Consider the following 19,352-nt stretch of genomic DNA (forward strand, 5'->3'; position numbering starts at 1 on the left):
CAGGCTGACTGCCGGGCCTGTGGTGTGTCATGGAGTCGTACGGTGGGCCGGTCGCCGAGGTCCGGGTCGCCGAGGTCCGGTCAGAGACGGGGAGAGACGTGGACAAGCCGAAGGTCGTTCTGGGGGTCAGCGGTGGCATCGCCGCGTACAAGGCCTGTGAGCTGCTGCGGCGGCTGACGGAGTCGGGCCACGACGTGCGCGTGGTGCCCACCGCGTCCGCGCTGCACTTCGTCGGTGCCGCGACCTGGTCCGCGCTCTCCGGGAAGCCGGTTGCCACCGAGGTCTGGGACGACGTGCACGAGGTGCCCCACGTCCGCATCGGGCAGCACGCCGACCTGGTCGTCGTCGCCCCGGCCACCGCCGACCTGCTCGCGAAGGCGGCCCACGGCCTCGCCGACGACCTCCTGACCAACACCCTGCTCACCGCCCGCTGCCCGGTCGTCTTCGCCCCCGCCATGCACACGGAGATGTGGGAGCACCCGGCCACGCAGGAGAACGTGGCGACGCTGCGCCGCCGCGGCGCCCTCGTCGTCGAGCCGGCCGTGGGCCGCCTCACCGGTGTCGACACCGGCAAGGGCCGGCTGCCCGACCCGGCCGAGATCTTCGAGGTGTGCCGCCGCGTGCTCGCCCGGGGCGTCCGCGAGCCGGACCTCACGGGCCGGCACGTCGTCGTCAGCGCCGGGGGCACCCGCGAGCCCCTGGACCCGGTCCGCTTCCTCGGCAACCGCTCCTCCGGCAAGCAGGGCTACGCCCTCGCCCGCACCGCCGCCGCCCGCGGCGCCCGCGTCACGCTGATCGCGGCCAACAGCGCCCTGCCGGACCCGGCCGGCGTGGACGTCGTCCCCGTCGGCACGGCCGTGCAGCTGCGTGAGGCGGTGCTGAAGGCCGCCGCCGACGCCGACGCCGTGGTCATGGCGGCGGCGGTCGCGGACTTCCGCCCGGCGGCGTACGCGACCGGGAAGATCAAGAAGAAGGACGACCAGGAGCCGGAGCCGATCGCCCTGGTGCGGAATCCGGACATCCTCGCGGAGATCTCCGCCGACCGGGCCCGTGCCGGACAGGTCGTCGTCGGCTTCGCCGCGGAGACCGACGACGTCCTCGCCAACGGCCGCGCCAAGCTGAAGCGCAAGGGCTGCGATCTGCTGGTGGTGAACGAGGTGGGGGAGCGCAAGACGTTCGGCTCCGAGGAGAACGAGGCCGTCGTGCTCGGTGCCGACGGCAGCGAGACGCCGGTGGCGCACGGACCGAAGGAAGCCCTGGCCGAAACGGTGTGGGACCTGGTCGCCGAGCGTCTGCGCTGATGTTTCCGGCGCTTCGCGGTCCCGTGAAACCCGGCCAGTCGGGGCGTGGCGCCTCTGGCCAACGTCGCTCGGCATTGGGCAGAATGCCCGTGCCGCAGGTCACAGCACTCCCGAGTGGCGAGACGGGGGGACCGTGGCCGAAGCGTGACCGATAAACTGTTCCACGGACGGCGCCGGGTGCAGCCCCCGCCGTCCGCCAATGATCAGCCAGCAGCCGCTGCAACCCCAGGGAGCGTTGTGTCCCGTCGTCTGTTCACCTCGGAGTCCGTGACCGAGGGTCACCCCGACAAGATCGCTGACCAGATCAGCGACACCATTCTCGACGCGCTCCTGCGTGAGGACCCGACCTCCCGGGTCGCCGTCGAGACCTTGATCACGACCGGTCTGGTGCACGTGGCCGGCGAGGTCACCACCAAGACGTACGCGGACATCGCGACGCTGGTCCGGAGCAAGATCCTGGAGATCGGCTACGACTCCTCCAAGAAGGGCTTCGACGGCGCCTCCTGCGGTGTCTCGGTGTCGATCGGCGCCCAGTCGCCCGACATCGCCCAGGGCGTGGACACCGCGTACGAGTCCCGGGTCGAGGGCGACGAGGACGAGCTCGACAAGCAGGGCGCGGGCGACCAGGGCCTGATGTTCGGCTACGCGACGGACGAGACGCCGACGCTGATGCCGCTGCCGATCTTCCTGGCCCACCGCCTGTCCAAGCGCCTGTCGGACGTGCGCAAGAACGGCACGATCCCCTACCTGCGCCCGGACGGCAAGACGCAGGTCACCATCGAGTACGACGGCGACAAGGCGGTCCGTCTGGACACCGTGGTCGTCTCGTCGCAGCACGCCTCCGACATCGACCTGGACTCGCTGCTGGCTCCCGACATCAAGGAGTTCGTCGTCGAGCCGGAGCTGAAGGCGCTCCTGGACGAGGGCATCAAGCTCGACACGGAGAACTACCGTCTCCTGGTCAACCCCACCGGCCGCTTCGAGATCGGCGGCCCGATGGGCGACGCCGGCCTCACCGGCCGCAAGATCATCATCGACACCTACGGCGGCATGGCCCGGCACGGCGGCGGTGCCTTCTCCGGCAAGGACCCGTCCAAGGTCGACCGCTCCGCGGCGTACGCGATGCGCTGGGTGGCGAAGAACGTGGTCGCAGCGGGTCTCGCCACCCGCTGCGAGGTCCAGGTCGCGTACGCGATCGGCAAGGCCGAGCCGGTCGGTCTGTTCGTCGAGACCTTCGGCACCGCCAAGGTCGACACGGACCGCATCGAGAAGGCGATCGACGAGGTCTTCGACCTGCGTCCGGCCGCCATCATCCGCGACCTCGACCTGCTCCGCCCGATCTACTCCCAGACGGCGGCCTACGGTCACTTCGGCCGTGAGCTGCCCGACTTCACCTGGGAGCGCACGGACCGCGTGGACGCGCTGCGCAAGGCGGCGGGGCTGTAACGAGCCCTGAGGCTCCAAGGCCCGGTTCCCCTCGGGGAACCGGGCCTTCGCCGTGTCCCGGGCTCATCGCCGGAGGCCGCCGGATGTCAGTGGTGTTTGGTAAGAATGCAAGCGTGAGCAGCGAGAACGGACAGGCGGGCGGCGGTGCTGAGGGTGCGCCGCCCGAGCAGCTCGCGCTCATCCGGGAGAGCGTGCGCAAGGCGCAGACGCCCCGGGCCAAGCCGCGGACGTGGCGGGGTGCCGCGCTCGCCAAGGACCTGCCCGTCGCCCGGGTGCTCGTCGACAAGGGCGTGCTCCACCTCGACCGGTACTTCGACTACGCCGTCCCCGAGGAGCTGGACGAGCAGGCCCAGCCGGGCGTGCGGGTGCGGGTGCGGTTCGGGGCCGGGCGGCACCGGGTGCGCGAGGGACGCCGTGAGGGCGGTGGGCTGATCGACGGTTTCCTCGTCGAGCGGCTGCCCGAGTCCGACTACTCCGGGCCGCTGGCCGCCCTCGCCCAGGTCGTGTCGCCCGAGCGGGTGCTCAGCGAAGAGCTGCTGGGACTGGCCCGGGCGGTCGCCGACCGGTACGCGGGCAGCCTCGCCGACGTCCTGCAGCTCGCCGTGCCGCCGCGCAACGCACGGGCCGAGCAGCGCGCCTCCCCGGAGCCCCTGCCGCCGCCCCCGGCACCCGAGGCCGGATCCTGGCAGCGGTACGAGCGGGGAGCGGCCTTCCTGGAGTCGCTGGCCTCCGGCGGTGCGCCCCGGGCCGTGTGGAACGCGCTGCCGGGACCGCAGTGGAGCGAGGAACTGGCCCGGGCCGTCGCGGCGACGCTGGCCTCCGGCCGTGGAGCGCTCGCCGTCCTGCCCGACGGACGGGCCGTCGCCCGGGTCGACGCCGCGCTGACCGCCCTGCTGGGGGAGGGGCGGCACGCGGTGCTCACCGCCGACGCCGGCCCCGAGAAGCGGTACGCGCAGTGGCTCGCCGTGCGGCGCGGCTCGGTGCGGGCCGTGGTGGGGACCCGGGCCGCGATGTTCGCCCCGGTCCAGGACCTCGGCCTGGTCGCCCTCTGGGACGACGGGGACGACAGCCACAGCGAGCTGCACGCCCCGCAGCCGCACGCCCGCGAGGTGCTCCTGCTGCGGGCCGCCCAGGACAGGTGCGGTTTTCTGCTGGGCAGCTGGGCCTGCACGGTGGAGGCCGCGCAGCTCGTCGAGAGCGGCTGGGCGCGGCCGCTCGTGGCCGGGCGGGACGAGGTGCGCGCCGCCGCCCCGCTGGTACGGACCGTCGGGGACGGGGACCTCGCGCGGGACGAGGCCGCCCGGGCCGCCCGGTTGCCGACCCTCGCCTGGCAGGCCGTCCGCGAGGGCCTGCGGCACGGGCCGGTGCTGGTCCAGGTGCCCCGGCGGGGATACGTGCCGCGCATGGCCTGCGCCACCTGCCGGGCCCCCGCGCGGTGCCGGCACTGCTCGGGGCCGTTGGAGGCGCCGGACGGCGGTGCGCTGTGCTGTGCCTGGTGCGGTCGCGCGGAGGAGAACTGGCACTGCCCGGAGTGCGGGTCCTTCCGGCTGCGCGCCTCGGTGGTGGGGGCCCGGCGGACGGCCGAGGAACTCGGACGGGCCTTCCCCGCGGTGCCGGTGCGCACCTCGGGGCGCGAACACGTGCTGGACACGGTGCCCGGGGCGCCCGCGCTGGTGGTGAGCACACCGGGTGCCGAACCCGTCGCCGAGGGCGGCTACGCGGCGGCGCTGCTGCTGGACGGGTGGGCCATGCTCGGGCGGCCCGATCTGCGGTCCGGGGAGGACGCGTTGCGGCGCTGGATCGCGGCCGCTTCGCTGGTCCGGCCGCAGTCAGCGGGGGGCACGGTGGTGGTCGTGGCCGAGCCGACGCTGCGGCCGGTGCAGGCGCTCGTCCGGTGGGACCCCGTCGGGCACGCGGTGCGGGAGCTGGCCGAGCGGGCCGAGCTGGGATACCCGCCGGTGTCCCGGATGGCGGCCGTGGCGGGTCCGCCGGAGGCGGTGGCCGACTTCCTCCGTACGGCCGGACTGCCGCCGGAGGCCGAGGTGCTGGGGCCGGTGCCGCTGCCCGTCACCGCGGCCGGGCGTCCGCGGCGCACGGGGGCGCCGCCGCCGGGCGAGCAGTGGGAGCGGGCGCTGGTGCGGGTGCCGCCGGGGAGGGGGGCGGCGCTGGCCGCCTCGTTGAAGGCCGCGCAGGCCGCGCGCATGGCCCGGGGGGGCGGGAGCGGCGCGGGAGCCGGGGTGTGGGTGCGGATCGATCCGGCCGACATCGGCTGAGGAGAACGCTCGGGAGCCATGCTCCTGTGCCCGTGCACGCGGCTGCCCCTTCGGGTGTGGTTCCGGTGCCCGTGCATGCGGCTGCCCTCCCGGTGGGTCCGGGAGGGCAGGGCGGAGGAACTGTCAGCCGTTGCGCGGGCCCGGGAAGGCCGTCGGCCGCGCCTCGTCGCGGAGGGCCGGGCTGCCCGCCGTGGGCTGTGTCGGCATCGAGCGGGCCGCGGGGACCGTCGGGACGGTGGGCAGGCCGGTGGTCACGTTGACCGCGCGGCTGCCGGTCGGCTCCGGTGTGCGCTCCGGCTCGGCGGTGGCGGTCTGGGCCGTGGCCCGGCGGGCACCGTAACGGCGGTGGACCGCCTGTTTGGTGACTCCGAGTGCGGAGCCCACGGCGTCCCACGAGAAGCCGAGTGAGCGGTCGAAGTCCACGGCCGCCGTCACCAGGGTCTCGACACTGTCCCGCAGTTCCTGGGCGAGACGTACCGTCGGGGCGGGGGCGCGTCCGTAGACGACGAAGCCCGTGGAAGGGCCGGAGCGGCGCGGGCGGTAGACGTTGCCCAGCTGGGCGGTGAGGGTGCGCAGTGCGTCCACCTGCCGGCGGACCCGCTCGATGTCCCGCACCAGCAAGTGCAGGCTGGCCCGAGCCTGGGCGTCGTGGGTTGCGTGGTCGGCCATGAACAAGCCTCTCGAACCGGCGTTGAAAGGAATCGGGCCGCGATCGCGGCCCGTTGTGGTCAACTCTGTCTTGACCAACGCGGATTCGCTCCGCTGGTCACGGTGTGGGGGCGCGGGGGCACATGCGTGCGCCCGTTTGCGCGGGGCGTGCGCCTCGGCCTTCGGCCGTGAGCTGCCCTCTCCCACCCGCGCACCGCCCGTAGCTGTCCGTCCGCAGGCCCGGCTCTCCCGTGTGTGGGGGGGGGGGCGGGCCGCCGTCGGCAGCGATCCGTTCCCGGCTCATAGACTTGGGCGTTGCCAATGATCGCCCCCGACCGAGAGGCCGCCACCACCCCATGAAGCTCGTCTTCGCCGGTACCCCCGAGGTCGCCGTTCCCGCTCTGGACGCTCTTCTCGCCTCCGGGCGGCACGAGGTGGCCGCCGTCGTCACACGGCCCGACGCGCCGGCCGGACGCGGGCGCAGGCTGGTCGCGTCGCCCGTCGCCGAGCGGGCGGAGGAGGCCGGGATCGAGGTGCTGAAGCCGGCGAAGCCGAAGGACCCCGAGTTCCTGGAGCGCCTGCGGGAGATCGGCCCCGACTGCTGCCCCGTCGTCGCCTACGGCGCGCTGCTGCCCCGGGTCGCCCTCGACATCCCCGCGCACGGCTGGGTCAACCTGCACTTCTCGCTGCTGCCGGCCTGGCGGGGTGCCGCGCCCGTGCAGCACGCCATCATGGCCGGGGACGAGATCACCGGGGCCTCCACCTTCCTGATCGAGGAAGGGCTCGACTCGGGGCCGGTCTACGGCACGGTGACCGAGGAGATCCGGGCCACCGACACCAGCGGGGACCTGCTCACCCGGCTCGCCTTCGCCGGGGCCGGGCTGCTCGCGGCGACCATGGACGGGATCGAGGACGGCACGCTGAAGGCCGTACCGCAGCCGGCCGAGGGGGTCAGCCTGGCTCCCAAGGTCAACGTCGAGGACGCCCACCTCGACTGGAACGCGCCCGCGCTGCGCGTCGACCGGGTGGTGCGGGGCTGCACGCCGGCGCCCGGCGCCTGGACCACGTTCCGCGGTGAGCGGCTCAAGCTCATCCAGGCAGCCCCCGTGCCCGAGCGGACGGACCTCGCCCCGGGGCAGATCGCGGCCGGGAAGAACAACGTGTACGTCGGCACCGGCTCGTACGGTGTCGAGCTGCTGTGGGTGCAGGCCCAGGGCAAGAAGCCGATGCGGGCGGCGGACTGGGCCCGCGGTGTGCGGATCGCCGAGGGGGAGCGGCTCGGGAGCTGAGCCGTCACCCGGGTCACCCGGGCACTCGGGTCCCACGGGGGGCACTCGGGTCGGCCCGGGTCGGCCGTCCGCCCGGGGCGACCCCACCCGGTGTGCCCCACCGTCCCGCCTCCACCACCCGGCGTGCCCAACCGTCGCATGCCCCACCGTCCCGCTCACCTGGCCCCGGCGCGAGCCGTGTCGCGGCGTAGGCTGGAGCGCGCACTTCCCCTGATACCCGGAGCACCTTTTTCGTGAGTGACCAGCCCCGTCGGCCCCGCCCGTCCGGCAAGCCCTACCGGCGCCCCCAGAAGGACCCCGTCCGCACCCTCGCCTTCGAGGCGCTGAGGGCCGTGGACGAGCGGGACGCCTACGCCAACCTCGTGCTGCCGCCCCTGCTGCGCAAGGCGCGGGACAAGGGCGACTTCGACGCACGGGACGCCGCGCTGGCCACCGAGCTGGTGTACGGGACGCTGCGGCGGCAGGGCACGTACGACGCGATCATCGCGACCTGTGTCGACCGGCCGCTCGGCGAGGTCGACCCGCCGGTGCTGGACGTGCTCAGCCTCGGCGCGCACCAGTTGCTCGGCACGCGGATCCCGACGCACGCGGCCGTGTCCGCCACCGTCGAACTCGCCCGGGTCGTGCTCGGCGACGGCCGGGCCAAGTTCGTCAACGCCGTGCTGCGCAAGGTCGCGCGGGAGGATCTGGACGGCTGGCTGGAGCGGGTCGCGCCGCCCTACGACGAGGATCCCGAGGACCATCTCGCCGTCGTCCACTCGCATCCCCGGTGGGTCGTGTCCGCGCTGTGGGACTCCCTGGGCGGCGGACGCGCGGGCATCGAGGAGCTGTTGCGGGCCGACAACGAGCGGCCCGAGGTGACGCTCGTGGCGCGGCCCGGCCGGGCCACCGCCGAGGAACTGCTGGGTGAGGACGCCGCCGTACCGGGGCGCTGGTCGCCGTACGCCGTGCGGCTGAGCGAGGGCGGCGAGCCCGGTGCCGTTCCGGCCGTGCGGGACGGGCGCGCGGGTGTGCAGGACGAGGGCAGCCAGCTCGTGGCGATCGCGCTGGCCAACGCGCCGGTGGACGGACCCGACCGGCGCTGGCTGGACGGGTGCGCCGGACCTGGTGGCAAGGCCGCGCTGCTCGCCGCCCTGGCCGCCGAGCGCGGCGCCCTGCTCGTCGCCTCCGAGAAGCAGACCCATCGCGCCGGGCTCGTGGCCAGGGCGCTGGACGGGAACCCGGGGCCGTACCAGGTGATCGCCGCGGACGGGACCCGGCCCGCGTGGCGGCCCGGCAGCTTCGACCGGGTCCTGGTCGACGTGCCGTGCACCGGCCTCGGTGCCCTGCGCCGCCGCCCCGAGGCGCGCTGGCGACGCCGTCCGCAGGACCTGGAGGGGTTCGCGCCGCTGCAGCGCGGGCTGCTGCGCACCGCCCTGGAATCCGTGCGGGTCGGCGGTGTCGTGGGCTACGCGACCTGCTCGCCGCACCTCGCCGAGACCCGGGCCGTCGTCGCCGACGTCCTCAAGCAGCACCCGGGGACCGATCTCATCGACGCCCGGCCCCTGCTGCCCGGCGTGCCCGACCTGGGTGACGGGCCCGACGTGCAGCTGTGGCCGCATCTGCACGGGACCGACGCGATGTACCTGGCGCTCATTCGCCGGACCGGCTGACCCCCGCCCCGGCGCTCTCCCGGGCCGCCGAGGCACCCCTGTCCTCCCGGGCCAGCCGGTGCGGCCACCACACCCTCGGGCCCACGTCCAGGAAGAGGGACGTCACCAGGACCGAGCGCACGACGAAGGTGTCGATGAGGACGCCGAGGGCGACAGCGAAGCCGATCTCCGCGAAGCCGACCATCGGCAGGGTGCCGAGGGCGGCGAAGGTGCCGGCCAGTACCAGTCCGGCCGAGGTGATGACCGCTCCGGTGGCGGCCAGGCCGGTGACCACGCCCGCTCTGGTGCCCTGCCGGGCGGCCTCCTCACGGATGCGGGTGGTCAGGAAGATGTTGTAGTCGATGCCGAGCGCCACCAGGAAGACGAAGACGAACAGCGGGAAGTCGGTCGACTCGCCCGCGTAGTCGAAGACGTACCGGAAGGCGAGCGCGCTGATGCCGAGCGCCGCCGCGAACGACAGGATCACCGTCCCGATCAGCAGCAGCGGTGCGATCAGGGCGCGCAGCAAGGCGCACAGGATCAGCAGCACGACGAGCAGCACCAGCGGGATGATCAGCACGTTGTCGTGGGTGGTCGCCCGGTCCATGTCGAGCAGGGCCGCCGTGCCGCCGCCCACCCGGGCGTCGGCGTCCGGCACCGCGTGCACGGCGTTCCGTACCCGTTCCACGGTCTGCTTGGCGGCCTCGCTGTCGGCCGGGGCGGTCATGGTGGCCTCGAACAGGACCCTGCCCTCGAAGGCCGGCTTCGTGCCGGGCGGCAGGCCGAGGGACTGGGGGACCACCCCTGGTGTCGCGGCGACCGCGCGGCCCACCCGCACGGCCTGCGCCTGGTTGCTGATGATCACCAGCGGATCACCGCTGCCCGCCGGGAAGTAGCGTGCCGAGACCTCCTGGCCGGTGATCGAGTCCGGTTTCCCGGTGAAGGCGTCGGCGTTGCCGATCCCCTCCGCGCGCAGCTGGATCAGGCCCAGCGAGCACACCGCCAGGGCCAGGGCCGTCACGGCCCAGATCATGCGGGGGCGGCGGGCGATCCGGCGACCGGTGCGCGCCCAGACGCCGTGCTCGGCCGGGTCGGGGGCGCCGTGGTGCGGGATCACCGGCCAGAAGATCCACCGGCCGACGACCACCAGCAGCGCCGGGAACAGGCTCATCATCGCCAGCAGGGCGACGGCGACACCGATCGCGGCGACCGGGCCCAGGCCCCTGGTCGAGTTCATCTCGGCGGCCAGCAGCACCAGCATGCTCAGCACGACCGTCGCGCCGGAGGCCAGCACGGCCGGGCCGGCGCGGTGCAGGGCCAGGGCCATCGCCTCGTGCCGGTCCGCGTGCCGGCGCAGCTCCTCCCGGTAGCGGGCGACCAGCAGCAGGGCGTAGTCCGTGCCCGCGCCGAAGACGAGCACGGTGAGGATGCCGGCGCTCTGCCCGTTGACGGTCAGGCCCGCGTGCTCGGCGAGCAGGTAGATCAGGGCCTGCGAGGCGAACAGCGCGCACACCACCGCGATCAGGGGCACCAGCAGCAGCGTCAGGCTGCGGTAGGTGATGAGCAGCATGACGACGACGACCGTCATGGCCGAGAACAGCAGCGTCGAGTCGATGCCCTCGAAGGCCTTCGCGAAGTCCGCGGAGGTGCCGCCCGGGCCGGTGATGTGCACGGCCAGTCCGCCGCCGCCCTCACCGACGTCGTCCCGGATGGAGTCGACGGCAGGGGAGATCCGCTCCCAGCCCTTCTCGTCCATCGTGATCGGCACGAAGACCTGCGCCGCGCGCGGATCGGCCTGCCGGTCGAAGACCGGACCCCGCGTCCGCTCGCCCATGATGCCGTGGTCGCGCAGCTGCTTCAGCTGCCGGACGTCCTCAGCGATCGTTGCCCGGTCCTGCGCCGTGAGCCCGCCGTCGCGTGCGTAGATCACGATCGCCGGGATCTGCTCCGGCCGGAAGTCCTCGGACGCCTGAAGCACCTGCGTCGACTCGGCGGAGCCCGGCAGCCACGACGCCGCGTCGTTGTCCTGGGCGTCGGTGAGCTTCATGGCGAACGGCACGGCCACGAACAGGACCACCAGCCACAACGCCACCACCAGCCACTTGGCCCGCCGCCCGCAGACCAGATGCGCGACGCCCTGTTTCATGGCAACCCCCTGTGCGACCCGGGACCGATGCCCACAACCCCCGCAGGGCATGGCAGTCTTAGGACATGGCCGTCCAGATCAACCCCAGCATCCTGTCCGCCGACTTCGCCCGCCTCGCGGACGAGGCGAAGGCCGTGGAGGGAGCCGACTGGCTCCACGTCGATGTCATGGACAACCATTTCGTCCCGAACCTCACGCTCGGCGTGCCGGTCGTTGAGTCGCTCGCCCGTGCGACGGACACCCCGCTGGACTGCCATCTGATGATCGAGGCCCCCGATCGCTGGGCGCCCCAGTACGTGGAGGCGGGGGCCGGTTCCGTCACCTTCCACGTCGAGGCCGCCGCCGCCCCGGTCCGGCTCGCGCGGGAGATCCGGGCCAAGGGCGCCCGTGCCTCCATGGCGCTGAAGCCCGCGACCCCCGTCGAGCCGTACGAGGACCTGCTCCCCGAGCTCGACATGCTGCTGATCATGACGGTCGAACCGGGCTTCGGGGGACAGGCCTTTCTCGACATCATGCTTCCGAAGATTCGCCGCACCCGCGAGTTGATCAGCAAGCACGGACTGGAGCTCTGGCTCCAGGTCGACGGCGGAGTTTCCGCCTCCACCATCGAGCGCTGCGCCGACGCCGGAGCCGACGTCTTCGTGGCCGGATCGGCGGTCTACGGGGCAAACGACCCGGCAGAGGCGGTACGTGCACTGCGCACGCAGGCCGAGGCGACCACGGCGAAGGCCTCCTGGGCCTGCGACCACTGAGCCACAGCAAAGTGAACGGCTCTCATCAGGGCTGATCATCCGCGCCGGATCTGCAAGGATGAACGGCGAATCCAGAGTGTGAACAGCAGTGAGGAGATCGCCGTGTCGGGTATGTCGGCGGGCCGGTCAGCCATGCGGATGGGACCCGCTGAGCTGGTGCAGGCGGCGGCCATGGCCCGCCGCTTCTACCTCGAGGGCAAGTCCAAGATCCAGATCGCGGAGGAGTTCGGCGTCAGCCGCTTCAAGGTGGCCCGGGTCCTGGAGACCGCCCTCGAACGGGACCTCGTACGAATCGAGATCCGGGTGCCTGCGGAACTGGACGCCGACCGCTCGGACGCGCTCCGTGCCCGGTACGGCCTCAGGCACGCCGTCGTGGTCGAGTCGCCGGCCGAGGCCGAGGAGACGCCAGACCCGGAGAACCTGGGAGAAGTGGCCGCCGACCTGCTCGGCGAACTGGTCAACGAGGGTGACGTGCTGGGCCTGGCCTGGGGCCGCTCCACCATCCACATGGCGGCGGCGCTCGACCGGCTGCCGCCCTGCACGGTGGTGCAGCTGACGGGCGTGTACGACGCCGGGACCGCCGAGCGCGGCTCGGTCGAGGCCGTGCGCCGCGCCGCCCAGGTCTCCGGCGGGGACGCCCACCCCATCTACGCGCCCATGCTGCTGCCCGACGCCGCGACGGCCACGGCGCTGCGCAACCAGACGGGCATCGCCCGGGCCTTCGAGCACTTCGACAAGGTCACCGTCGCCTGCGTCTCCATCGGTTCCTGGGAGCCGGGCATCTCCACGGTGCACGACATGCTCAGCGACGAGGAGCGGGCGCACTACGCCTCCCTCGGTGTCGCCGCCGAGATGTCCGCGCACCTCTTCGACTCCGAGGGCCGCCGCGTGGGCCGGGACCTGGGCGAGCGGTGCATCACGGTCAAGGCCGACCAGCTGCGCCGCATCCCCGAGGTCGTCGCGATCGCGGGCGGGCAGCGCAAGGGACCGGCGATCGACGCGGTGCTGCGCTCCGGGCTCGTCACCAGCCTGGTGACGGACACGTCGGCCGCGGACTACCTGATGACGGCGGGACCGGCGCCCAGGCCCGCGCTCAACCGGGCCGACCCGGACGGAGTCTGACGGATGGCGGGTCAGGCGCACGCGGTGCCGGACGATCCGGCCGGCCGGATCGTCCTCGTCCTGGACCTCGACGGGGTCACGGACAAGGCGGGCCTGATGGACCGCTGCGCCCGTGACCTGTCCCTGCCCGAGTGGTTCGGCCGCAACTGGGACGCCCTCGCCGACTGCCTGTCCGACCCCGCCCTGTGGCCCGAGGGGGCCGGGGAGCGAGGGCTGCTGGTCGTCGTGACGGGCTGGCGGGGTTACGCCCAGGCGCGGCCCGAGGAGTGGCAGGTCGCCGAGGAGATCTTCGCCGAGGCGACGGACCGGGGCCCGGGCCTGTTCGTGACCCTCGGCTCCTGAACCGCCCCGCTCGGAGAAACCTCCGAACGGCCCCCTGACCGGCCTGGACGATCCGCCGGGGGCCGTTCGCACGCCCGTCATGGGACAATGAAGTACGTGCTCTTTCCCCCTGGCCGGCCGGTCGGGGGGTCACCTCTGAACGACTGGGATGTGCAGCACGTGCGTTTCCTCAACGACATCCAGCCCGGGTACGACCTGACGTACGACGACGTCTTCATGGTGCCGAGCCGCTCCTCGGTGGGCTCCCGGCAGGCCGTCGACCTCAGCTCCCCGGACGGCACGGGCACCACCATCCCGCTCGTCGTCGCGAACATGACCGCCATCGCCGGGCGCCGCATGGCCGAGACCGTGGCCCGCCGCGGTGGCCTGGTGGTGATACCGCAGGACATCCCGATCGACGTGGTCACCGACGTCGTCTCCTGGGTGAAGAGCCGCCACCTGGTGCTGGACACCCCGATCATCCTGTCCCCGCACCAGACCGTCGCCGACGCCCTGTCGCTGCTGCCCAAGCGGGCGCACAACGCCGGCGTCGTCGTCGACGAGCACCACAAGCCGGTCGGCGTGGTCACCGACACGGACCTGTCCGGGGTGGACCGCTTCACGCAGCTGGCCGAGGTCATGTCCCGGGACCTGCTGCTCATCGACGCGGACATGGATCCGGGCGAGGCCTTCGACACCCTCGACCACGCCAACCGCCGCTACGCCCCGGCCGTGCACAAGGACGGCACGCTCGCCGGCATCCTCACCCGCAAGGGCGCCCTGCGGGCCACGCTGTACACGCCGGCCACCGACGCCCGGGGCCGCCTGCGCGTCGCCGCCGCAGTCGGCATCAACGGCGACGTCGCCGGCAAGGCCGAGCAGCTGCTGGCCGCGGGCGTCGACGCGCTCGTCATCGACACCGCGCACGGCCACCAGGAGTCGATGATCAGCGCCCTGAAACTGGTGCGCGACCTCGACCCGCAGGTGCCGATCGTCGCGGGCAACGTGGTGGCCGCCGCGGGCGTGCGCGATCTCATCGAGGCGGGTGCGGACATCGTCAAGGTCGGCGTCGGTCCCGGTGCCATGTGCACCACGCGCATGATGACCGGCGTCGGCCGGCCGCAGTTCTCCGCCGTGCTGGAGTGCGCCGCCGAGGCGCGGAAGTACGGCAAGCACGTGTGGGCCGACGGCGGTGTCCGCCACCCCCGCGACGTGGCCATGGCGCTCGCCGCCGGCGCGTCCAACGTGATGATCGGCTCCTGGTTCGCCGGCACCTACGAGTCCCCGGGCGACCTCCAGCACGACGCCCAGGGCCGTGCCTACAAGGAGTCCTTCGGCATGGCCTCCGCCCGTGCCGTGCGCAACCGCACCTCCGAGGAGTCGGCGTACGACCGGGCGCGCAAGGCGCTGTTCGAGGAGGGCATCTCCACCTCCCGCATGTTCCTCGACCCGGCCCGCCCGGGCGTGGAGGACCTGATCGACTCGATCATCGCGGGCGTGCGCTCCTCCTGCACCTACGCCGGTGCCGCCTCCCTGGAGGAGTTCGCCGAGAAGGCCATCGTCGGCATCCAGAGCGCCGCGGGCTACGCCGAGGGCAAGCCGCTGCACGCCAGCTGGAACTGACCGGTTCCCACCCCGCGCGAAGGCCCCCGACGAGAGATCCGGGGGCCTTCGCGCGTGCTCACGCCCTACCGCCGGGCGCCATGAGATCCCCGACTGCCGGGCCGCCGACGTGGCGGTGCTCGACCGGTACATCGGCTCCCCGGGCGCCATCTCGCACCCGGGTCGCATCCCCGTGCGGCGGCGTCGTCGCAGCCGCCCCAGCGCAGCTCCGCGTGCCCGACGGGCCGCTCGCCCCGCCATGCGACGAGGCAGGTGCTCAGGCCCCGCTCCTGGCGCTCGAAGCGGCGCGCGTGGAACCCGGAGATCAACGCGCTGGGCGTGCGGCCCCCGGCGCTGCGCTCCCGGCCATCGGCAGCGCGCTGATCGCGGCGGCCGAGGAACGGGCCCGTGAGCGGGGTCGCACGGCCATCGGGCTCGGCGTCGCCGACGACCACCCACGTGCCGCCGCGCCGGACGCCCGGCTCGGCTGTCGGCCCGCCCCGCCCCGCGTCGGCCGCTGGTCGTACGAGGACCACGAGGGCGTCACGCGCGAATGCCACGAGAACCTCACGTTCCCCGTGGAAGCGCGGCCCCGGGCAAGTCGTGCGCAACGGACGAAAACAGCCGTGCAACGAACCTCCGGCCCGCCGCGAGGAACGCAATGATCTTGCGGGCATGCGCAAGGTTGCTGCATTACACGGGCAACGCCCCTGCTCGTAGGCTGTCGCCTCGTACGTGGCGTGGCGGGGACCCCGCTCGGTGGGTCCCGGCTGTCGGGCGGGTCGCCGCCGGTCCCCGCTGCACGAGACCGGCAGCGACGAAGGAGTCAGCGCGTGCTCGACCAAGGCGCACCCCCGCACAGCAGAAACCAGACCGCCCCGCCGTCCCCGGGCGTCGCTGCTCGCCTCATGCGCCGCAAGCCCGTGGAACGCCTGGTCGCGGAGGGTGGCCAGGGCGAGGGAGGGTCGCTGCGGCGCACCCTCGGGCTGTGGCAGCTCACCATGATCAGCATCGGCGCCACCCTCGGGACCGGCATCTTCGTGGTCCTCGGCGAGGCCGTCCCGAAGGCGGGCCCGGCCGTCACGCTCTCCTTCGTCATCGCCGGTCTGACCGCCCTGTTCTCGGCCCTGTCCTACGCCGAACTGGCCGGCACCATCCCGGTCTCCGGCTCCTCCTACTCGTATGCGTACGCAACGATGGGCGAGCTGATCGCCTGGATCTGCGGCTGGTGCCTGGTCCTGGAGTACGGCGTGTCCGTGGCCGCCGTCGCGGTCGGCTGGGGCGAGTACCTCAACGAACTGCTCGACGGGACCATAGGCGTCACCATCCCGGCCGCCCTGTCCGCCCCGCCCGGTGACGGCGGCGTGTTCAACCTGCCCGCGCTGATCGTCGTCCTGCTCGCCATGGCGTTCCTGCTGGGCGGCGCCCGTGAGTCCGCCCGCGCCAACACGATCATGGTCATCGTGAAGATCGGCGCTCTCGTGCTGTTCTGCGCCATCGGCGTCCAGGGCTTCCGCTCCGGCAACTACGAGAACTTCATGCCGCTCGGCATGGCCGGGGTCAGCGCCGCCGGTGCCACGCTGTTCTTCTCCTACATCGGCTTCGACGCCGCCTCCACCGCCGGCGAGGAGGCCAAGGACGCCCAGCGCGACCTGCCCCGCGCGATCATGCTGTCGCTGGTCATCGTCACCGCGCTGTACGTCCTGGTCGCCGCCGTCGCCGTCGGTGCCAAGCCCTGGCGGAACTTCACCGACTCCGAGGCCGCCCTCGCCCAGATCATGCGCGAGGTCACCGGGCAGACCTTCTGGGGCACGCTGCTGGCGTTCTGCGCCGTCATCGCCATCGCGAGCGTCGTCCTGACCGTGCTCTACGGCCAGACCCGCATCCTGTTCGCCATGTCCCGCGACGGTCTGGTGCCCAAGGTGTTCGCCAGGGTCAACCCCAGGACCGGCACGCCCCGCGCCAACACCCTGATCGTCTCCCTGTTCTGCGGTGTGCTGGCCGCCGCGATCCCGCTCGGGCAGCTCGCCGACGCCACCAGCATCGGCACCCTGTTCGCCTTCGCGCTGGTCAACGTGGCCGTCGTGGTGCTGCGCCGGACCAAGCCGGACATGCCGCGCACCTTCCGCGTGCCGCTCTCCCCGGTCCTGCCCGCGCTGGGCTTCGCCTTCTGCGTCTGGATGATGGGCAGCCTGTCGGCCGTCACCTGGGTCGTCTTCGGTGTCTGGATGGCCGCCGGGCTCGTGTTCTACTTCGTGTACGGCTACCGCCGTTCCCGACTGGCACCATCCGAGAAGTGAACGACCCACAGTGCTGAACGATCTCGACGAACGCATCGTGCACGCCCTCGCCGAGGACGCCCGCCGCTCCTACGCCGACATCGGCCAACTCGTCGGCCTGTCCGCGCCCGCCGTCAAACGGCGCGTGGACCGGCTGCGGGCCACCGGAGCGATCACCGGCTTCACCGTACGCGTGGACCCGGGCGCCCTCGGCTGGGAGACCGAGGGGTTCGTCGAGATCTACTGCCGCGGCAACACCTCCCCGGAGACCATCCAGCGCGGCCTGGAGCGCTACCAGGAGGTCGTGGCCGCCTCCACCGTCACCGGGGACGCGGACGCGATCGCCCAGGTCTTCGCCTCCGACATGCGGCACTTCGAACGGGTGCTGGAGCGCATCGCCGGGGAGCCGTTCGTCGAGCGGACCAAGTCCGTGCTCGTCCTGTCGCCGCTGCTGCGGCGCTTCTCGTCGGGGTCGCCCACGTAAAGCAGGGGCCGATCCGCCGGCCGGCGCCTAGCATCGGTGTCATGACCTGGCGACATTGATCCACCCGCCGTGCCTCCCGGGGACCGCCCCGGCCGCCGTACCTCCGGCGTCCGATCGGTCCTGACGGGAAGGCCCCATGACACTCTCACCCGCACGCGTGCCCGCCACCGGCGTCCGGCGGCTGACAACCACGCTGTACGGCTACGCGTTCCTCGACGACTTCGTCCTGCTCTACCCGGTGTACGCGCTGCTGTTCGCCGACACCGGCCTGTCGCTCTGGCAGATCTCCTCCCTGTTCGCCCTGTGGTCGGTCACCGGCGTGCTGCTGGAAGTGCCCTCCGGCGCCTGGGCCGACACCGCCTCGCGCCGTCGGCTGCTGTGGATCGGCCCGCTGCTCACCGCAGCCGGCTTCGCGCTGTGGGTGGCTGTCCCGTCGTACGGGGCCTTCGCGGCCGGCTTCGTCCTGTGGGGTGCCGGCGGCGCGCTCGGCTCGGGCGCGCTGGAGGCCCTCGTCTACGACGAACTGGACCACCTGGGCGCCGCCGGCCGGTACGCGCGCGTGATGGGCCGGGCCCGGGCCGCGCGGCTGACGGGCACCGTGGCCTCCCTCGGCCTCGCGGGACCCGTCTTCGCCCAGGGCGGCTACGCCGCCGTCGGTGCCGCCAGTCTTGTGGCCTGTGCGCTGACCGCCCTGACCGCGACCCGGTTCCCCGAGCACCGGGTGCGGCCGGAGACCGGCGGCGAGGGCTGGGCGGCCACCTTGCGGACCGGACTCGCCCAGGTCCGCCGGGACCGCTCGGTGCGCGGCGCCCTGCTGCTGGTCCCGGCCGTGGCCGCGGTGTGGGGCGCGCTCGACGAGTACACCCCGCTGCTGGTCCGCGACATCGGCGTCGCGGAGGCGACGGTGCCCTACCTGATCATGCTGATCTGGGCGGGCGCCACCGTCGGCGGCCTCCTGGCCGGACCGGCCGAACGTCTCGGCACGACCGGTTTCGCGGCCCTGCTCGCGGGCGCTGCCCTCGTCCTGGCCGTGGGCGGCGTGTCCCGCTCTCTGACGGGTATCGCCCTGGTCGGCCTCGCCTTCGCCGGGTTCCAGCTGGCGGAGGTGCTGGCCGACGTCCGCCTCCAGCACCGCATCGACGAGTCCCGCCGGGCCACGCTCACCTCCGTGGCGAGCCTGGCCACCGAGCTGGCCACGGTCGCCACGTTCGGCGCGTACGCGCTGCTCGGGGCCGGCCTCTCCCACGGCACCGTCTTCGCGGTGCTCGCGGTGCCCTACCTGATGACCGCCCTGGCGCTGCTCAGAGCTCGGGCTGCCACGGCACGACGGTGAAGTCGCCCGTCCCCTTCGCGACCTTCTCGAAGGGGGCGGAGCTCACGCACTTGGGCAGCCCTTCCATCTCGGCGGGGTTGCCCGTGGCGGCCCAGCTGTAGCCGAGCCGGTCGTGGCGGCCGAGGTCGTGGACGGTGACCCCGACCCGCTTGCCCTCGGCGCCCGGCAGATCCGACTCGGTGACGACGCCCGAGACGACGGCGACCCTGCCGCCCGTCACCAGGCAGTCGACCGCGACCTCCGCCCGGGCGCCCTCGCCGTTCAGGTAGTGGCTGAACTCGAAGGTGCCGGTGGCCTTCATCGGATCGGCCTTGTCCCGCGCGGCCAGGTGCGCGTCGAAGGAGAAGGTGATGTCGTCCCCGGCCGAGCGGTACAGCTTGGCGGTGCCGGTGAGGGCCGCCGCCTCGCGCGGCCGGGGCGCGTCGGACGCGGTCGCGGCCGAGGCCGCCCCGGCGGTGAGCAGCAGTGCGGAGCCGAGCACGACGATCTTCGTACGGCGCTTCATTTCGGTCCTTTCCGCAGGTCGTGTGGACAGCCCTCACTCTCCCGGCCCGGCACCCGCGGGACATCGCGCTCCGGACGGGACCCCGCCTCCGCCGCGCGGCGGGGAGGACCGGCCGGGACCGGGCTCCCAGGAGGAGCGGGGCTACGCCCGAAGTCGCGCAACGAATCGCCGCCGGCCCCCGCAAGCACGCAACGAACCGTTCACCGGCGCGCAACGGCTC

Annotated in this window: 15 protein-coding genes; 12 read left to right on the forward strand and 3 right to left on the reverse strand. The window is 73.3% G+C overall.

Annotation, left to right across the window (positions count from 1 at the left end; translation table 11 throughout):
* Positions 1 to 98 precede the first annotated feature (98 nt).
* The 3 genes from coaBC (at position 99) to ABTZ58_RS28675 (ending at position 5,020) form a co-directional block, all read left to right on the forward strand.
* A complete protein-coding gene (gene coaBC, locus ABTZ58_RS28665; RefSeq protein WP_351362676.1) occupies positions 99 to 1,301 on the forward strand; it encodes a bifunctional phosphopantothenoylcysteine decarboxylase/phosphopantothenate--cysteine ligase CoaBC in 1,203 nt (400 codons plus the stop codon).
* Positions 1,302 to 1,538: 237 nt separating this feature from the next.
* Positions 1,539 to 2,747: a methionine adenosyltransferase gene (gene metK / locus ABTZ58_RS28670; RefSeq protein ID WP_094056334.1), complete on the forward strand. Its 1,209-nt coding sequence runs from the start codon at positions 1,539 to 1,541 to the stop codon at positions 2,745 to 2,747.
* A gap of 113 nt (positions 2,748 to 2,860) precedes the next feature.
* The gene (locus ABTZ58_RS28675) at positions 2,861 to 5,020 is read left to right on the forward strand and encodes a primosomal protein N' (protein WP_351362680.1); all 2,160 of its coding nucleotides are present in this window, start codon (positions 2,861 to 2,863) and stop codon (positions 5,018 to 5,020) included.
* 123 nt (positions 5,021 to 5,143) lie between these two features.
* Here the strand turns inward: ABTZ58_RS28675 and ABTZ58_RS28680 are convergent, their stop codons facing one another.
* Positions 5,144 to 5,689: a hypothetical protein gene (locus ABTZ58_RS28680; RefSeq protein ID WP_351362683.1), complete on the reverse strand. Its 546-nt coding sequence runs from the start codon at positions 5,687 to 5,689 to the stop codon at positions 5,144 to 5,146.
* A gap of 335 nt (positions 5,690 to 6,024) precedes the next feature.
* Between ABTZ58_RS28680 and fmt the strand changes: the two genes are divergently transcribed.
* Together fmt and ABTZ58_RS28690 are read left to right on the forward strand one after the other, a co-directional pair.
* Positions 6,025 to 6,957, forward strand: a complete 933-nt coding sequence (fmt, locus tag ABTZ58_RS28685) for a methionyl-tRNA formyltransferase (protein WP_351362686.1) — start codon at positions 6,025 to 6,027, stop codon at positions 6,955 to 6,957.
* Positions 6,958 to 7,190: 233 nt separating this feature from the next.
* A complete protein-coding gene (locus ABTZ58_RS28690; protein ID WP_351362688.1) occupies positions 7,191 to 8,609 on the forward strand; it encodes an RsmB/NOP family class I SAM-dependent RNA methyltransferase in 1,419 nt (472 codons plus the stop codon).
* Here ABTZ58_RS28690 and ABTZ58_RS28695 read toward each other — a convergent pair.
* Positions 8,590 to 10,734, reverse strand: coding sequence for an MMPL family transporter (locus ABTZ58_RS28695; RefSeq protein WP_351362691.1), 2,145 nt, complete (start codon positions 10,732 to 10,734; stop codon positions 8,590 to 8,592). The two genes, ABTZ58_RS28690 and ABTZ58_RS28695, sit on opposite strands and share 20 nt — an antisense overlap.
* A 65-nt stretch (positions 10,735 to 10,799) precedes the next feature.
* On the opposite strand from ABTZ58_RS28695, the gene rpe reads away from it, so the two are divergent.
* The 7 genes from rpe to ABTZ58_RS28735 all read left to right on the forward strand — a co-directional run bounded on the left by rpe (position 10,800) and on the right by ABTZ58_RS28735 (position 18,627).
* Positions 10,800 to 11,486 (forward strand): ribulose-phosphate 3-epimerase, encoded by a 687-nt coding sequence (rpe, locus tag ABTZ58_RS28700; RefSeq protein ID WP_351362694.1) that lies wholly within the window; start codon positions 10,800 to 10,802, stop codon positions 11,484 to 11,486.
* 78 nt (positions 11,487 to 11,564) lie between these two features.
* Positions 11,565 to 12,608, forward strand: coding sequence for a sugar-binding transcriptional regulator (locus ABTZ58_RS28705; protein WP_351362697.1), 1,044 nt, complete (start codon positions 11,565 to 11,567; stop codon positions 12,606 to 12,608).
* Between the two features lie 24 nt (positions 12,609 to 12,632).
* Positions 12,633 to 12,950, forward strand: a complete 318-nt coding sequence (locus tag ABTZ58_RS28710) for a barstar family protein (protein ID WP_351362888.1) — start codon at positions 12,633 to 12,635, stop codon at positions 12,948 to 12,950.
* A 159-nt stretch (positions 12,951 to 13,109) separates the two neighbouring features.
* The gene (locus tag ABTZ58_RS28715) at positions 13,110 to 14,552 is read left to right on the forward strand and encodes a GuaB1 family IMP dehydrogenase-related protein (protein ID WP_351362891.1); all 1,443 of its coding nucleotides are present in this window, start codon (positions 13,110 to 13,112) and stop codon (positions 14,550 to 14,552) included.
* An 812-nt stretch (positions 14,553 to 15,364) separates the two neighbouring features.
* Positions 15,365 to 16,831, forward strand: a complete 1,467-nt coding sequence (locus ABTZ58_RS28725; protein ID WP_351362700.1) for an amino acid permease — start codon at positions 15,365 to 15,367, stop codon at positions 16,829 to 16,831.
* A 10-nt stretch (positions 16,832 to 16,841) separates the two neighbouring features.
* Entirely contained in the window at positions 16,842 to 17,294 is a 453-nt protein-coding gene (locus ABTZ58_RS28730) for an Lrp/AsnC family transcriptional regulator (protein ID WP_053668336.1), read from the forward strand.
* A 136-nt stretch (positions 17,295 to 17,430) separates the two neighbouring features.
* Positions 17,431 to 18,627 carry an MFS transporter gene (locus tag ABTZ58_RS28735; RefSeq protein WP_351362704.1) on the forward strand — a complete coding sequence of 399 codons (1,197 nt, stop codon included), beginning with the start codon at positions 17,431 to 17,433 and terminating at the stop codon, positions 18,625 to 18,627.
* Here ABTZ58_RS28735 and ABTZ58_RS28740 read toward each other — a convergent pair.
* A complete protein-coding gene (locus tag ABTZ58_RS28740; RefSeq protein ID WP_351362707.1) occupies positions 18,596 to 19,132 on the reverse strand; it encodes a Repetin in 537 nt (178 codons plus the stop codon). The genes ABTZ58_RS28735 and ABTZ58_RS28740 overlap by 32 nt on opposite strands.
* Between the last annotated feature and the right edge of the window lie 220 nt (positions 19,133 to 19,352).

This window comes from Streptomyces sp. NPDC094143, assembly GCF_040303825.1.
Classification (GTDB): Bacteria; Actinomycetota; Actinomycetes; order Streptomycetales; family Streptomycetaceae; genus Streptomyces.

Bases quoted from the DNA above. Each gene is read 5' to 3' on its own strand.
- ABTZ58_RS28735 (WP_351362704.1), top strand. From the start codon at position 17,431: ATGACACTCTCACCCGCACGCGTGCCCGCCACCGGCGTCCGGCGGCTG.
- fmt (WP_351362686.1), top strand. From the start codon at position 6,025: ATGAAGCTCGTCTTCGCCGGTACCCCCGAGGTCGCCGTTCCCGCTCTG.
- rpe (WP_351362694.1), top strand. From the start codon at position 10,800: ATGGCCGTCCAGATCAACCCCAGCATCCTGTCCGCCGACTTCGCCCGC.
- ABTZ58_RS28695 (WP_351362691.1), bottom strand. From the start codon at position 10,734: ATGAAACAGGGCGTCGCGCATCTGGTCTGCGGGCGGCGGGCCAAGTGG.
- ABTZ58_RS28740 (WP_351362707.1), bottom strand. From the start codon at position 19,132: ATGAAGCGCCGTACGAAGATCGTCGTGCTCGGCTCCGCACTGCTGCTC.
- ABTZ58_RS28680 (WP_351362683.1), bottom strand. From the start codon at position 5,689: ATGGCCGACCACGCAACCCACGACGCCCAGGCTCGGGCCAGCCTGCAC.